This window comes from Kribbella solani, assembly GCF_014205295.1.
Classification (GTDB): domain Bacteria; phylum Actinomycetota; class Actinomycetes; order Propionibacteriales; family Kribbellaceae; genus Kribbella; species Kribbella solani.
In genome coordinates this window covers 7,309,238-7,324,136 of record NZ_JACHNF010000001.1, presented here as the reverse complement: position 1 = coordinate 7,324,136, position 14,899 = coordinate 7,309,238, and the positions used below count along the sequence as shown (strand labels likewise).

At 67.9% G+C, this 14,899-nt stretch carries 14 protein-coding genes; 6 read left to right on the top strand and 8 right to left on the bottom strand.

Annotated features, from left to right (window positions below; all coding sequences use genetic code 11):
* Positions 1–13: 13 nt before the first annotated feature.
* From mshB to HDA44_RS34020, 8 genes are all read right to left on the bottom strand, one after another.
* The gene (gene mshB, locus HDA44_RS34055) at positions 14–925 is read right to left on the bottom strand and encodes an N-acetyl-1-D-myo-inositol-2-amino-2-deoxy-alpha-D-glucopyranoside deacetylase (RefSeq protein ID WP_184841575.1); all 912 of its coding nucleotides are present in this window, start codon (positions 923–925) and stop codon (positions 14–16) included.
* A 129-nt stretch (positions 926–1,054) separates the two neighbouring features.
* The gene (locus HDA44_RS34050; RefSeq protein WP_184841573.1) at positions 1,055–1,351 is read right to left on the bottom strand and encodes a response regulator transcription factor; all 297 of its coding nucleotides are present in this window, start codon (positions 1,349–1,351) and stop codon (positions 1,055–1,057) included.
* 98 nt (positions 1,352–1,449) lie between these two features.
* On the bottom strand, positions 1,450–3,150 hold the full coding sequence (locus tag HDA44_RS34045) for an ABC transporter substrate-binding protein (protein ID WP_184841571.1): 1,701 nt from the start codon (positions 3,148–3,150) through the stop codon (positions 1,450–1,452).
* Between the two features lie 141 nt (positions 3,151–3,291).
* A complete protein-coding gene (locus HDA44_RS34040; protein ID WP_184841569.1) occupies positions 3,292–4,332 on the bottom strand; it encodes an ABC transporter ATP-binding protein in 1,041 nt (346 codons plus the stop codon).
* Positions 4,333–4,348: 16 nt separating this feature from the next.
* A complete protein-coding gene (locus HDA44_RS34035) occupies positions 4,349–5,389 on the bottom strand; it encodes an ABC transporter ATP-binding protein (RefSeq protein WP_184844726.1) in 1,041 nt (346 codons plus the stop codon).
* 28 nt (positions 5,390–5,417) lie between these two features.
* Entirely contained in the window at positions 5,418–6,422 is a 1,005-nt protein-coding gene (locus HDA44_RS34030) for an ABC transporter permease (RefSeq protein WP_184841567.1), read from the bottom strand.
* 3 nt (positions 6,423–6,425) lie between these two features.
* The gene (locus HDA44_RS34025; protein WP_184841565.1) at positions 6,426–7,472 is read right to left on the bottom strand and encodes an ABC transporter permease; all 1,047 of its coding nucleotides are present in this window, start codon (positions 7,470–7,472) and stop codon (positions 6,426–6,428) included.
* Between the two features lie 169 nt (positions 7,473–7,641).
* Positions 7,642–8,010 (bottom strand): (deoxy)nucleoside triphosphate pyrophosphohydrolase, encoded by a 369-nt coding sequence (locus HDA44_RS34020; protein WP_337906731.1) that lies wholly within the window; start codon positions 8,008–8,010, stop codon positions 7,642–7,644.
* An 83-nt stretch (positions 8,011–8,093) separates the two neighbouring features.
* Between HDA44_RS34020 and HDA44_RS34015 the strand changes: the two genes are divergently transcribed.
* The 6 genes from HDA44_RS34015 to HDA44_RS33990 all read left to right on the top strand — a co-directional run bounded on the left by HDA44_RS34015 (position 8,094) and on the right by HDA44_RS33990 (position 14,869).
* Positions 8,094–8,720, top strand: coding sequence for a hypothetical protein (locus tag HDA44_RS34015; RefSeq protein WP_184841563.1), 627 nt, complete (start codon positions 8,094–8,096; stop codon positions 8,718–8,720).
* 108 nt (positions 8,721–8,828) lie between these two features.
* Positions 8,829–9,131 carry a hypothetical protein gene (locus tag HDA44_RS34010; RefSeq protein ID WP_184841561.1) on the top strand — a complete coding sequence of 101 codons (303 nt, stop codon included), beginning with the start codon at positions 8,829–8,831 and terminating at the stop codon, positions 9,129–9,131.
* Positions 9,132–9,210: 79 nt separating this feature from the next.
* Complete coding sequence (locus HDA44_RS34005) at positions 9,211–10,011, top strand: hypothetical protein (protein WP_184841559.1); 801 nt, start codon at positions 9,211–9,213, stop codon at positions 10,009–10,011.
* 16 nt (positions 10,012–10,027) lie between these two features.
* Positions 10,028–11,908, top strand: coding sequence for a fumarate reductase/succinate dehydrogenase flavoprotein subunit (locus HDA44_RS34000; protein ID WP_184841557.1), 1,881 nt, complete (start codon positions 10,028–10,030; stop codon positions 11,906–11,908).
* Between the two features lie 76 nt (positions 11,909–11,984).
* Entirely contained in the window at positions 11,985–12,737 is a 753-nt protein-coding gene (locus HDA44_RS33995; protein WP_184841555.1) for a succinate dehydrogenase/fumarate reductase iron-sulfur subunit, read from the top strand.
* 146 nt (positions 12,738–12,883) lie between these two features.
* Positions 12,884–14,869 carry an ABC1 kinase family protein gene (locus HDA44_RS33990; RefSeq protein ID WP_184841553.1) on the top strand — a complete coding sequence of 662 codons (1,986 nt, stop codon included), beginning with the start codon at positions 12,884–12,886 and terminating at the stop codon, positions 14,867–14,869.
* Positions 14,870–14,899: the final 30 nt, after the last annotated feature.

Here is a 14,899-nt window from a genome sequence, read left to right as displayed (position 1 = left end):
AGTCGGCGATGAATTACAGGCCGGCGAACAGGTCGTGTTCGAGGCCGTCCGGGCCCGGGGCGGCGGTGCCCTTGACCAGCCGGTACGGCTCGGAGCCCCAGATCTGGTTGCCGACGTTGTTCGACAGGGCGAAGAACGGGCCGTCGACGGTGATCTGGGTCGCGTGCGCCTTCATCGCGTTCATCTTCTGGTCGATGAACTGCCCGCCCTCGATCACGCAGTCGATGAACCGGTCCGGCGTGATCATCGGCGGCAGCGGACCGTCCGGGTCCATCCCCTCGAAGGTGGTGGTGTCACCGGCCTCACGCAGCAGCCGGAGCTGCTCCCGCATCCGCGACTCCGCCATCGCCGTCCAGTAGATCTTCGGCACGTCCCAGGCCGGACCGAGGTCCTCCCGGTACGACCGGGCGGCGGCCAGATCGGCGGCGTACGTCGCCACGCGATGCGCCTTGATGTGATCGGGATGGCCGTAGTTCCCGTACTGGTCATAGGTGACCAGGACCTGCGGACGGAGCTCCCGGATCACCGGGACCAGGTCGTTGGCCGCGTCCAGCAGGTCGGCCTGCCAGAAGCTGTCCTTGCGGGTCTCCGGCGGGACGTCCGCGTTGCCGTGCTCGTTGTAGATCATCCCGGTGTCGCGGTACTTGCCCGCGGCGCCGAGGAAGCGGTGATCGGTGACCCCGAGCTCGGCCATCGCGCCGGCCAGCTCACCGATCCGGTGCCGGCCGAGGCCGTCCTCCTGATCGGCGGCCAGATGGGCGAGCTCCGGGACCAGGACCTCACCCTCCTCACCGAGAGTGCAGGTGACCAGCGTGACGTGGGCCCCTTCGGCCACGTAGCGCGCCATCGTCGCGCCGTTGTTGATCGTTTCGTCGTCCGGGTGGGCGTGCACCAGCAGCAGCCGGCGCTCAGCAAGCTCAACCATGCCGAAAGCCTACGTCGGCGGCCCGACAGTTTCCGGCGAGTTTCCGGCGGCACCCCGCGACCGGCCCGTTCATACGGACAGCTCACCCGGTCAGCCCGGCCGCTCAGCTCACCCGGTCGGCTCGGCCGCTCAGCCGAAGCGGCGGACCAGTAGGCAGCCGGCCTGGAACCGGGACTTCGCGCCCAGCCCCGCGATCAGCGCGCTGATCTCCGACCGCACCGTCCGCAGCGACAGACCCAGGTCGCGCGCGATCGCGGCATCCTTCGCGCCGGTCGCCATCATCCGGCCGATCGTCACCTGCCGGCTGGTCAGTTCCTTGGCCGCCGTCGCGCCGTGCCGGCGCGAGTCCAGGTCGTACACCTCGCAGACGATTTCCGGGGCGAAGTCCTCTCTCCGCACCGCCGCCACCGCCGGGTACACCGACATCAGTCACTCCTCCCCAAGAGCCGTGGGCAGGATTCTTGCCGGTGCACCCGGCCGGTCACCAGGTACAACCCATACAAACGACCCATACAAGTTGCAGGTCAGCTCACTTTCTTGACGCCGAGCTGGGTCAGGTCGGGCAGCCCGCCGGTGTTCGGGTCGGTGACCACGCTGTCCAGGTTGGAGCCGACGACGTACACGTTCAGGTCCTGGACCGTCGGCACGATCGGGGCACTCGTCATGATCTCGGTGTACAGCCCGGACAGGCCGGACTCCAGCTTCTGCTTGTCGGTCTCCTTGGACAGCTCCGCGAGCTTGTCCCAACCGGCCTGACTGCGCGCGTAGTTGTTCTGTGCCGCCTTGCCCGGCGCGGTCGTGTCCGGCCCGAAGACGGACGGCACGATCGTCGTCAGGCTGGCCCAGTCGTAGCACCAGCCGGCGGTGATCAGGTCGGCCGCGGCGGAGTCCTGCTGCTCGGTCGAGTAGTAGTTGTCGCCGGGGATCTTCTGGATCTCCACGGTGACGCCGATCGCCTTCCAGGAGGCCTGCGCCGCCTCGGCCGCCTTCACGGCCAGACCGGAGTCAGCGGTGGACAGCGTGAGCTTCTCACCCTTGTAGCCGGCCTCGGTCAGCAGTTGCTTCGCCTTGGCCTGGTCACCTTCCGGCGGAGCCTTGAAGTGCTCCTCCGGCGTGTAGCCCTCCATGTCCTGCGGGATGATCGAGTCGACCACCTTGGCAAGTCGCTCGCCGCCCCGGCCGTCGCGGTAGCTGGTCCGGTCCAGTCCGTAGTACAGGGCCTCGCGGAGCTTCTGGTTCTTCAGCAACGGCTTCTGCTGGTTGAACGCGATGTACCGGCGGCAGATGTCGGTACCTTCGACGATGCGGTCCTTGACGCCGGCCTGGTTCGTCTTGGCGATGTTCTCGGGCTGCAGACCGGCGAAGCTGAGCGAGCTCTGATCGGCCGTACCGTTCGCGATCAGGCGCTGGTCCACGGTCGCCTCGGCGTCACCGAACTTGAAGATGAACTTGTCCGGCCGGGCGTCGCGGATCGGGTCCGACTTCGCGTCCCACTGGTCGTTGCGGACCAGTACCAGCTGCTTCTTCCGGGTGTACGACTCGATCTTGTACGGACCGGTGGACACCGGGTGGTTGTCGTACTGCGTCTTGGTGTCCTTCGCCTGCGGCACCGGCGCGAACACCTTCATGCTGGTGGTGCCGTCGAAGGAGGCGACCGGCCGGTTCAGCTTGAAGACGATCGTCTTGTCGTCCGGGACCTCGATCGCCGTACAGCCCTTGCCGCCGTTGTTGTTCGCCACGTACGGGCCCTTGTAACCGGGACAGGCAAGGTACTCGTGCGCGTACGGCGCCCCTTCGGCCATGTCCGGCGCGAACGACCGCTCCGCGTTGTACTTGATGTCGGCGGCCTTGATCACCGTACCGTCCTCGTACTTCAGGCCGTCCTTCAGTTTGAAGGTCCAGGTCTTGAAGTCCGGGCTGGCCTCGTAGCTTTCGGCCAGGTCCTTCTCCAGCACGATCTTCTTCGTCTTCGCGTCGTAGCGGTACTCGGTCAGGGTCCGGGTGATCAGCTTGCCGATCATGTTCGAGTCGGTGACGAAGTTGCGGGCCGGGTCGAGATGCTCGACGTCGTTGACGTGATAGACCGTTACGGTGCCCCCCTTGGCACCGGCCGCGCTCTCCCCGCCGGACGACGAGGTTCCCCCGCCTCCGCCGCAGGCGGCTGCGGTCAGACCCACCCCGATCCCCAGGGCGATCGCCGATCGGGTTCGTTTGAGGTGATCCATGGCCAGTGATTTCCTTCCTTGTGCTGAGATCGCCGCCGGGTCACGGCGGCGTTGAGCTATGACTTTCCTCACTTCCAGTGCTGCTCAAATCACGTCTCTCTCCGACGGACTCCATCAATTCCCCGGCCCCGCCGGACTCCATCAATTCCCCGGCTCCGCCGGGAAGTGACATGCAGCCTCGTGCCCGGGCGCGCCGATCTGGACCAGCGGTGGCTCCTGATCGGCGCAGATGTCCTGGGCCTTCCAGCACCGGGTCCGGAAGCGGCACCCGGACGGCGGGTTCAGCGGGCTCGGTACGTCGCCGGTCAGCCGGATCCGCTCCCGCTGCTCCTCGGCGTCCGGGTCGGCCTCCGGAACCGCCGACAGCAACGCATGCGTGTACGGGTGGCGGGCGTGGTTGTACAGCTCGTCCCGCCCGGCCGTCTCGACCACCTTGCCCAGGTACATGACGGCGACCCGGTCGGAGATGTGCCGGATCACCGACAGGTCATGCGCGATGAACAGGTACGCGAGCCCGAACTCCTCCTGCAGGTCCTCCAGCAGGTTCACGATCTGCGCCTGGATCGAGACGTCCAGGGCCGATACCGGCTCGTCGCAGACGATCAGCTTCGGGCGCAGCGCGAGCGCCCGGGCGACGCCGATCCGCTGCCGCTGACCGCCGGAGAACTCGTGCGGATAGCGGTTGTAGTGCTCGGGGTTCAGCCCGACCCGTTCCATCAGCTCCTGCACCGCCTTGCGGGTACCGCCGGGGCTGCGCACCTTCTGGATGTCGAACGGCGACGCGATGATCGCGCCGACGGTCTGGCGCGGGTTCAGCGACGAGAACGGGTCCTGGAAGATCATCTGGATGTCCCGCCGGTACCGGCGCATCGCGGACCGGCCGAGATGGGTGATGTCCGCGCCCAGGAACGAGATCGAGCCACCCGTCGGTTCATCCAGCCTGGTCACCAGCCGGCCGGTCGTGGTCTTCCCGCAGCCCGACTCACCGACCACGCCGAGCGTCTCGCCGGCGTGGATCCGCAGCCCGACCCCGTCGACCGCCTTCACCGCGCCGCTCTGCTTCTGGAGGATGATCCCCTGGGTGATCGGGAAGTACCGCCGCAGGTCCTTGGTCTCCAGCAGCAGCTCGCCGCGTACCGTCCCTTGCCCGGCCGCCGGCGCGGCGGAGGTCGTCGTACTCATCGGCGCTCCTCGGGCTTCACAGGCTCGGCTTGATCTGCTCGGCGAACAACTTGCGGCGCTGGTCGCCGCCGATGTGGCAGCGGACCAGATGCCCGTCCCGGGCACCGCCGCCGATCTGCAGCAGCTCCGGCAGCTCGGCCCCGCAGGGCGTCCCGTCCGCGTGCTCCTGGTAGTCGCAGCGCGGCTCGAACGGGCAGCCCGCCGGCAGGTTGATCAGCGACGGCGGCGTACCCCGGATCGACCTCAGCCGCTGGTCACCGGTCCGGTTCACCCGCGGGATCGAACCGAGCAGTCCCCAGGTGTACGGCATCTCGGGCCGGTAGAAGATGTCCCGGACGTTGCCGGACTCGACCACCCGGCCGCCGTACATCACCACCACGTTCTCGGTCATCTTCGCGACCACGCCGAGATCGTGGGTGATCAGGATGATCGCGGAGTTGAACTCCTGCTGCAGGTCCTTCATCAGGTCCAGGATCTGGGCCTGCACGGTGACGTCCAGGGCGGTGGTCGGCTCGTCCGCGATCAGCAGCGCCGGATCGCACATCAGCGCCATCGCGATCATCGCGCGCTGCCGCATCCCGCCGGAGAACTGGTGCGGGTAGTCGTGGAAACGCTTGTCCGGCGCCGGAATCCCGACCCGGTCCAGGAGCTCGATCGCGCGTTTGCGGGCGACCGCCTTCGGAGCGTCGTTGTGGACCAGGTAGGCCTCGGTCAGCTGGTCGCCGATCCGGTAGAACGGATGCATCGCCGACAGCGGGTCCTGGAAGATCATCGCCATCTTCCGGCCCCGCAACGTCCGGATCTCGGAGACCGGCATCGCCACCAGCTCGGCGCCGTCCAGCCAGATCTCGCCGGACACCTCGGCCCGGCTGCCCTTGTGCAACCCCATCACGGCCAGGCTGGACACGCTCTTGCCCGAACCGGACTCACCGACGATGCCGAGCGTCCGGCCGCGTTCCAGCGTGAAGCTCAGGCCGTTCACCGCCTTCACCACACCGTCGTCGGTCGGGAAGCGGACCTGCAGGTCCTTGACCTCGAGGAACGGCCGGGCGGACATGGATTCGGTCACAGGTCACCTCACCTGGTCAGGACAGCCGCACGCGCGGGTCGATGACGGCGTACAGGACGTCCACGACGATGTTCGCGAGCACCACGAAGATCGCCGCGAACAGGACCACGCCCATGATCGCGGGCAGGTCGTTGCTGAGTACCGAGTCGATCGAGAACTTCCCCAGCCCGGTGATACTGAAGATCTGCTCGGTGATCACCGCGCCGCCGAGCAGACCGCCGACGTCCAGACCGAAGATGGTCACGATCGGCGTCAGCGCCGAGCGCAGTCCGTGCTTGAACACCACGGTCCGTTCGTCCAGGCCCTTGGCCCGGGCGGTCCGGATGTAGTCCTCGTTCATCGTGTCGATCATGTTCGCGCGGGTCAGCCGCGTGTACAGGGCCGCGAACACCAGCGCGAGCGTGATCCACGGCAGGATGTAGAACTGCAGCCACTTCACCGGGCCGACCGTGAACAACGCCGAGTTCGCGGTGTCCGGGAACGGGATCCACTTCAGCTTGACGATGAACAGGAAGAGCAGCAGGTACCCGAAGACGATGGTCGGGAACGACACCCCGAACAGCGCCAGCCCGACACTCAGCTTGTCGGCGAACTTGCCTCTGCGCAGCGCCGCGATCAGGCCGAGCAGCACCCCCGCCAGCAGCCAGAGGACCGCGGCGCCGGCAGCCAGCCAGAGCGTCGCCGGGAACGCGTCCCGGATCGAGTCCCAGACCGGGATGCCGTTCTGGTACGACTCCCCGAAACACGGCCACGCGCAGTGGCGCTCGTTGCCCTCGGAGCCGATCGTCCGCCCGCCCGGACTGACCAGGCCCTGCATGTAGTGGCCGTACTGCACGACCAGCGGATCGTCGAAGCCGTACGTCGCGTTCACCTGGGCGACCGTCTCGGTGTTGCAGTTCTTGCCGCAGATCAGCAGCGCGGGGTTCGCCGGCGTCGCCCAGAACAGGAAGAACGTGATCGCGCTGATCACCACCAGCACGAACGCCGCCTGCAGCAGCCGGCGGATCAGGAAGCGGCCCACCGGTCAGCTCCTTCCGGCGCGCGGATCGAGAGCATCGCGGACCGAGTCCCCGAGCAGGTTGAACGCGAGCACCGTGATGAACAGCGCCAGCCCCGGGAAGAACAGGTACAGCGGGTTGCTCTCGATCCAGTCCGACGCGTCGGCGATCATCCGCCCCCACGACGACGTCGGTTCCTTGATCCCGACACCGAGGAACGACAGCGCGGCCTCCGCGGTGATGTAGCTCGGGATCAGCAGCGTGGTGTACACCAGCAGCGTCGGCAGCAGGTTCGGCAGCAACTGCCGGAAGATCACGTACCCCGGGCCGGCGCCGAGCGACCTGGCCGCCTCGACGAACTCCCGCTCGCGCAACGACAGCGTCTGACCGCGGACGATCCGGGCCAGGTACGCCCAGCCGAAGAAGCCGAGGACGAACATCAGTACGCCCATCCGCAGCGTGTTGTCGTCCGGGATCCCGAACAGATCCTGGCCCCGGGAGGCAATCACCGGGGTCAGCGCCATCACGAACAGCAGCGACGGGAAGCTGAGCATGATGTCCATCAGCCGGCTGAGCAGCGTGTCCACCCAGCCGCCGAAGTAGCCGGACACCATCCCGATCACGGTGCCGAGAACGACCGCGATGATGGTGCCGCCGAGTGCCACCAGCAGCGAGACGCGGGTGCCGTAGACGAGCCGCGAGAACACGTCCCGGCCGTTCTGCGGCTCGACGCCGAGCCAGTGCTGCGAGCTGGTGCCGCTGCCCCACAGCCCGCCGATCGGGATGCCGCCGTCGCGGGTGTTCAGCAGCGGGTTCCCGTTCGCGTCGAGCTTGTTGAACTGGTCCGGCGGGAACCCGTTCAGCTTCACGATCAGCGGCGCGAACACTGCCATCGCGATGATCAGCAGGATCACCACCGCGCTGATCATCGCGACCTTGTCCCGGCGCAGCCTGGTCCAGGCGATCCGGCCGAGCGACCGGCCCTCGATCTCACCTGCCTCGGCGGTCCCGGCCAGCGCGTCCGCGGGCAAGCCCTCGTCCGGCGGCGATGCCTCCGATACCCCCAGCGTCATTGCTCATCACCCGGTCCTGTGGTGAGTGCGCCCGAGCCCCTCGGCCCGGATCGGTCCGGGTTGCCGGGAAGGCTACGTATCTCGCACTGTGGACGCCATGGCTCGCAGACCCTCCGTCACCGAATCGTGACTGAGCAGCCAACGCGGGCCGGGGTGTGACTTCCGACACTCAAATTCTCGGGCGCAACCTCCGGACGAAAGGCCGATCGGGGGCCAGCCAGTCCGACTCGTCGAGCTCGGCCGGGCCGAACCAGCGCAGTTCGGAGTGTTCCCGCGGGACCGGATCGCCGGCCACGATCCGCGCGCGGTAGACGTGCAGCCGGTACTCGGCGGAGATGTCCACGCCCGGCCCGAGCGACTCACCGACCGCGATCTCCACGTCCAGTTCCTCCTGGATCTCGCGGACCGCGGCCTGCTCCTCGGACTCCCCCGGCTCCACCTTCCCGCCCGGAAACTCCCACCCACCATCAGGCCCCGGCCGGTACGCCGCCAGCACGCGTCCTTCTTCTACCACCGCGACTCCCACCACAATCTGCACTGCATCAATTCCTTCCCCGCCCCACCGCCCCGGTCAGGGCGACTCTGCCAGAAACTGTCCCTGGTATGCGGCACGATGCGGGTATGCCGTTGCAGAACAGGGTTCTGCCCACCCAGGAGATCGTCGCCGACCCCGGCCGCGGCCTGCTGCTGGGCAACCGCGGCAGCATCCACCGCCCGGACCGTACGCTCGGCAGCACCCGCTGGCGGTCGAAGGCGTGGATCTGCTGTGTCCTTGAATGGAAGGGAATCCGGCGCGACCCGATGCCACCAGGCCGCTGGACCGCGCTGTTCTTCTTCGACGAGGCAGTCGCGCTCGCGGCCGGCCATCGCCCCTGCCACTGCTGCCGGCGCAGGGACTTCCTGCTGTACGCGGGCGCCTGGGCGACCGCGAACGCCCTGGCCGAACGCCCACGCGCGGCCGACATGGACGCCGTACTGCACCACCAGCGGGTCGACTCACGCACGCGGCAGCAACGAACCACCGTCCAGAACCTGGCCGAACTGCCAGACGGCGCGATGGTGCGATTCGACGGCCGGCCGGCGCTGGTGATCGGCGGCCGGGTGTTGCCCTGGTCGTGGAATGGGTACGGCACAGCACAACGGCCGACCGGGCTGGAGCAGGTCGAGACCCTCACCCCACCGGCGAATCTCGTTGTCCTACAGGCCGGATTCGCTCCATTACTCCACCCGTCGGCCGGTCGCAACTGAGGTAAGCCTAACTGGAAACACGCCGTACCGACGGGTCTTCCGTTGCGCGCTCCACAGGGGCAAAGTGTGCCCATACTGACAGCTACATGACCATTACTGGAGTCGGCCATGGGTGAAGGCAACAGCAGCCGTGAAGCCACCGCTGCGGTCGTCCGCGCGCTCGAGGGGCTGCATACGGCCGTCGGCAATCTCAGCCAGGAGTACGGTGACACCCTCGGCATCCGCCGCCTGGTGTCCGACGTGGCCCGGCTGAGCGACGACCTCGCAGAGCTCGGCCCGCCCGACCCCAGGCACAGGCCCGGACCCGTTCCGGAGGAACTCGAGGAGATTTCCGACGTGGAGTACGACGCGTCCATGTGGACAGACGCGGAACACGAAGGCTTCGGCGCGCCCGACAGGCACGCTCCGTGAACGAGCGAAGCGAGAGAACCATTAAGGACAGCGCCATGTGGGCATCAGAATCGCCCGCAGCGAAGCGAGGACGGGTCTGATGGCCACGGGGGTAAGTAGCCCGGGCCGCGCGCAGGTAGGCCTCAAGACCGCGAGATCGGATCGATGGTGGCTCGCGCCGTTGCGTATCGGCGTGATTCTGCTGTTCTTCATCGTCTACGCGACGATCCGCATCTTCATGAACAAGTGGTACTGGGTCGATTCGTACCACTACCTCACCCCGCTGTACTCGCCGTGCGTCACCAGCAGTTGCGTACCCGGCTCCAGCCATCTCGGCACCTGGTTCGGCGACTTCCCGCGTTTCCTGCCGTTCAGCCTGATCACGTTCGTGATCCTGGCCGGCTTCCGCGGCACCTGCTACTACTACCGCAAGGCCGGGTACCGCTCGCTGTTCTTCGCGCCGGCCGCCTGCGCCGTACCGGAGCCGCACAAGGCGTACACCGGGGAGCGGAAGTTCCCGCTGATCGCGCTGAACCTGCACCGGTACTTCTTCTACGGCGCGCTGATCTTCGGCCTGCTGAACGTGTACGACGGCATCCTCGCCTTCCACGGCAAGGACGGCGGCTTCGGGATCGGCCTCGGCACCCTGATCATCTGGGTGAACCTGGTCTGCCTGTGGCTGTACACGCTGTCCTGCCACGCCTGCCGGCACATCGTCGGCGGCCGGCTGAAGAACTTCTCCAAGCACCCGCTGCGCTACCGGTACTGGACCTTCGTGTCCAAGCTGAACCCGAAGCACGGCACGTTCGCGATGACGTCGCTGTTCACCGTGATCCTGACCGACTTCTACATCATGGCGCTGTCCGCCGGATGGTTCTCCGACCTGCGCTTCATCAACTGACCGGGAATTTCTGGATATGACTGAGCTGGAACGACACTCCTACGACGTCGTCGTGATCGGGGCCGGCGGCGCCGGCCTGCGCGCGGCGATCGAGGCCCGCGAGCAGGGCAAGAAGACCGCGATCATCTGCAAGTCGCTGTTCGGCAAGGCACACACGGTGATGGCCGAGGGTGGCTGCGCGGCCGCGATGGGCAACGCGAACTCGAACGACAACTGGCAGACGCACTACCGCGACACGATGCGCGGCGGAAAGTTCCTGAACAACTGGCGGATGGCCGAGCTGCACGCCCAGGAGGCCCCGGACCGGGTCTGGGAGCTGGAGACGTACGGCGCGCTGTTCGACCGCACTCCGGACGGCAAGATCAGCCAGCGGAACTTCGGCGGCCACACGTACCCGCGGCTCGCGCACGTCGGCGACCGCACCGGCCTGGAGCTGATCCGTACCCTGCAGCAGAAGATCGTCTCGCTGCAGCAGGAGGACTTCGAGGCCACCGGCGACTACGAGGCCAACCTCAAGGTGTACGCCGAGTGCACGATCACCGAGCTGATGAAGGACGGCGACGCGATCTCCGGCGCCTTCGGGTACTGGCGCGAGTCCGGCCGGTTCATCCTGTTCGACGCGCCGGCCGTCGTACTCGCGACCGGCGGGGTCGGCAAGTCCTTCAAGGTCACCTCGAACTCCTGGGAGTACACCGGTGACGGGCACGCGCTGGCGATGCGGGCCGGCGCGACGCTGATCAACATGGAGTTCATCCAGTTCCACCCGACCGGCATGGTCTGGCCGCCGTCGGTGAAGGGCATCCTGGTCACCGAGTCGGTCCGCGGCGACGGTGGCGTACTGAAGAACTCCGAAGGCAAGCGGTTCATGTTCGACTACGTGCCGGACGTGTTCCGGGCGCAGTACGCGGACAACGAGGAAGAGGCCGACCGCTGGTACAAGGACGCCGACAACAACCGGCGCCCACCGGAACTGCTGCCGCGGGACGAGGTCGCCCGGGCGATCAACTCCGAGGTGAAGGCAGGCCGGGGTACGCCGCACGGTGGCGTTTTCCTGGACGTGTCCTCGCGGCTGCCGGCCGAGGAGATCACCCGGCGGCTGCCGTCGATGCACCACCAGTTCAAGGAGCTGGCCGACGTCGACATCACCGCGGAGCCGATGGAGGTCGGTCCGACCTGCCACTACGTGATGGGTGGCGTCGAGGTCGACCCGGACACCGCGTCGTCGCGGGTGCCCGGACTGTTCGCGGCCGGTGAGGTCGCGGGCGGCATGCACGGGTCCAACCGGCTCGGCGGCAACTCGCTGTCCGACCTGCTCGTCTTCGGGCGACGGGCCGGCCTGGGCGCGGCCACGTACGTCGACGAGCTCGGCGCGAACCGGCCGAAGATCAGCGAGGCCGACGTGGACGCGGCCGCGACCGAGGCGCTGGCGCCGTTCGAGCTCGAGGGCGGCGAGAACCCGTACTCGATCCACCAGGACCTGCAGCAGTCGATGAACGACCTGGTCGGCATCATCCGTAAGGAAGCCGAGATGGAGCAGGCGCTCGGCCGGCTGGCCGAGTTCCGCGGCCGGATCGCGAAGATGACGGTGGAGGGCCACCGCCAGTTCAACCCGGGCTGGCACCTGGCGCTCGACCTGCGGAACATGCTGACCGTGTCCGAGTGCGTGGCCGGCGCGGCGCTGCTGCGGCAGGAGTCGCGCGGCGGTCACACCCGGGACGACTTCCCGGGGATGAACGCCGAGTGGCGGAAGAAGCTGCTGGTCTGCGCGCTGGACGCCGACGGCTCGGTGAACGTGACCGAGGAGCAGCAGATCCCGATGCGCGCGGACCTGCTCGAGCTGTTCGAGGTCGAGGAGCTTTCGAAGTACCTGACGGATGAGGAGCTGCCGACAGCATGACCGAGCGAAGCGAGGGCATCAAACTGGACAGTGCGATTCGTGCCTCATCGGCGCCCGGAGCGAAGCGAGGACGTCGATGAGCTACAAGGGCAAATTCCGGGTCTGGCGGGGCGACGCCGACGGCGGCGAGCTGAAGGACTACGAGGTCGAGGTGAACGAGGGCGAGGTCGTCCTCGACGTGATCCACCGGCTGCAGGCCACCCAGACGCCGGACATGGCGGTCCGGTGGAACTGCAAGGCCGGCAAGTGCGGCTCCTGCAGCGCCGAGATCAACGGCATGCCGAAGCTGATGTGCATGTGCCGGATGAACACGTTCGAAGAGGACGAGGTCGTCACGGTCACCCCGATGCGTACCTTCCCGGTGATCCGGGACCTGGTCACGGACGTCTCGTACAACTATCAGAAGGCCCGCGAGGTGCCGGCCTTCAAGCCGCCGGCGGACCTGAAGCCGGGTGAGTACCGGATGCAGCAGCAGGACGTGGAGCGCTCGCAGGAGTTCCGCAAGTGCATCGAGTGCTTCCTCTGCCAGAACACCTGCCACGTGATCCGTGACCACGAGGAGAACAAGGAGAACTTCTCCGGGCCACGGTTCCTGATGCGGATCGCCGAGCTGGACATGCACCCGCTCGACGCCGCCGACCGGCAGCACGCCGCCCAGGACGAGCACGGCCTGGGCTTCTGCAACATCACCAAGTGCTGCACCGAGGTCTGCCCCGAACACATCAAGATCACCGACAACGCGCTGATCCCGATGAAAGAACGGGTCGCCGACCGCAAGTACGACCCGCTGGTCTGGCTCGGCAACAAGATCCGCCGCCGCCCCGCCTGACCCGCGTACCCCCTGAACCACCCGCCGAACCCTCCACCTCAGTGGATGACCCCTGAAGTGGAGGGTTGTTCGGGACGGGCGGGTTGGGGGGTGGTTCACTCGCGTGGGTGAGCCGGTCGGGCGGCTCAAGCACCTAGGGTGCGGGCATGGGTGTTGTGGTGGGAGCCTTGTTCAGCATCGCCGTGTTCGCGGTGATCTTCGTACCGGTGGCGCAGCGGCTGCTCGGCGTACGGTTCGGGCTGGTCCGGATGGGCCTGGGCGCGGCACTGACCTTGGCGGTGTTCAGCCCGATCGCGAACGCGCTGGTCGGGTCGGGCGAGTTCACCGGCTCGAACGCGGTGGCGGTCGCGCTGCTCGGGTTGACGACGCTGTGCGCGATGCTCACCGGCCTGGTGTTCCTGGTGCTGTCGGAGGCGCTCGTCCCGACCGGTTCGTTGCCCCGGGCCCGCGATCTGCGCCGGGATCTGGGCGGCCGGATCGCGCGTACCGGACGGTACCTGCAGATCATGCGGATCGCGCTCAAGCACGGCCTCGGCCCGTACCTGCGCGGCCGCCGGCGCCCCGGCCGGGAGAACGCGGCCGGGCAGGCCGACCTGGCCCGTTCGCTCCGGCTAGCGCTGGACGAGGCCGGTGTCACGTTCGTGAAGCTCGGGCAGGTGCTGTCGACCCGCAGCGACGTCATCCCGGCCGCGGTCGCCGCCGAGCTGAGCCATCTCCAGGACCAGGTCTCGCCCGTGCCGTGGCCGCAGATCGAGCGCGTACTCACCGAAGAGCTCGGCGCGCCACCACACCAACTGTACGCCGAGTTCGACCAGAAGCCGCTCGCCGCCGCCTCGATCGCCCAGGTGTACACCGCCCGCCTGTCCGCCGGCGCCAACGCCGAGGCGGTGGTGGTCAAGGTGCAGCGCCCCGGCATCGCCGGCCTGGTCGAACGCGATCTCGACATCGTCCGCCGGCTGGCCCGGCTGCTCGACCGGAACACCGACTGGGGCCGCGCGATGGGCGTACGCGCGCTCGCCGACGGTTTCGCCGACGCGATGCGCGAGGAACTCGACTTCACCGTCGAGGCCGGCAACATGACCGCGGTCGCGGCCGGGCGTTCCGTTGCCGGCAGCAAGGACCTGGTCGTGCCCCGGCTCTACCCGGACCGTTCCACCCGCCGCGTACTGACCATGCAGCGCCTGGACGGGATCGGTCTCGGGAACGCGCAACAGGCGATCGCCGACCGCGGACTCGACCCGGTACGGCTCGGCCGGACCCTCTTCGACTGCCTGCTCGGACAGGTGGCGATCGACGGTGTCTTCCACGCCGACCCGCACCCCGGCAACTTCCTGCTGCTCACCGACGGCCGGATCGGCATGCTCGACCTCGGCTCGGTCGGCCGGCTGGACCCGGCCACCCGGGAGGCGCTGCAGCGGTTCCTGCTGGCGATCGACCACGGCGATCCGGTCTCCGCGACCGACGCGTTGCTGGAGATCGTCTACCGGCCGGACGTGATCGACGAGCGCGGGCTGGAACGGGCGGTCGGGCAGTTCATGACCAAGCACCTGACCGCCGGTGTCGCGCTCGGTCCGGCGATGTTCAACGACCTGTTCAAGATCATCACGTCGCACGACCTCGGCGTACCCCCTGAGGTCGCCGCGGTGTTCCGGGCGCTTGCGACGGTCGAGGGCACGATCTCGCGGATCTCCCCCGGGTTCGACCTGGTCGAGGCGTCGCGGGAGTTCGCGGGCGCGCATGTCACGGACCGGCTGGCCCCGGACGCGCTTCGCCGGACGGCAACCGAGGAGCTCGCCACGCTGCTGCCGATGTTGCGCCGGCTGCCGCGCCGGATCGACCGGATCGCGGCCGCCGCGGAGAGTGGCCGGCTCGGCGTGAACGTCCGGCTGCTGGCCGACGAGCGCGACCGCCGGCACTTCACCGGTCTGCTGCATCAGGCGCTGCTGGCGATCATCGGCGCGACCGCCGGCATCATGGCCGTGCTGCTGCTGGGTACGCCCGGCGGCCCGAAGTTCACCGACTCGATCAGCCTGTTCCAGTTCTTCGGGTACAACCTGCTGGTGATCTGCGCGGTACTCGTGCTGCGCGTGCTGGTGCTGATCTTCCGGCTGCCCGGCAACCGCTCCTCTTGACTTCAACCTAACTTCAACTTCGACGATAGC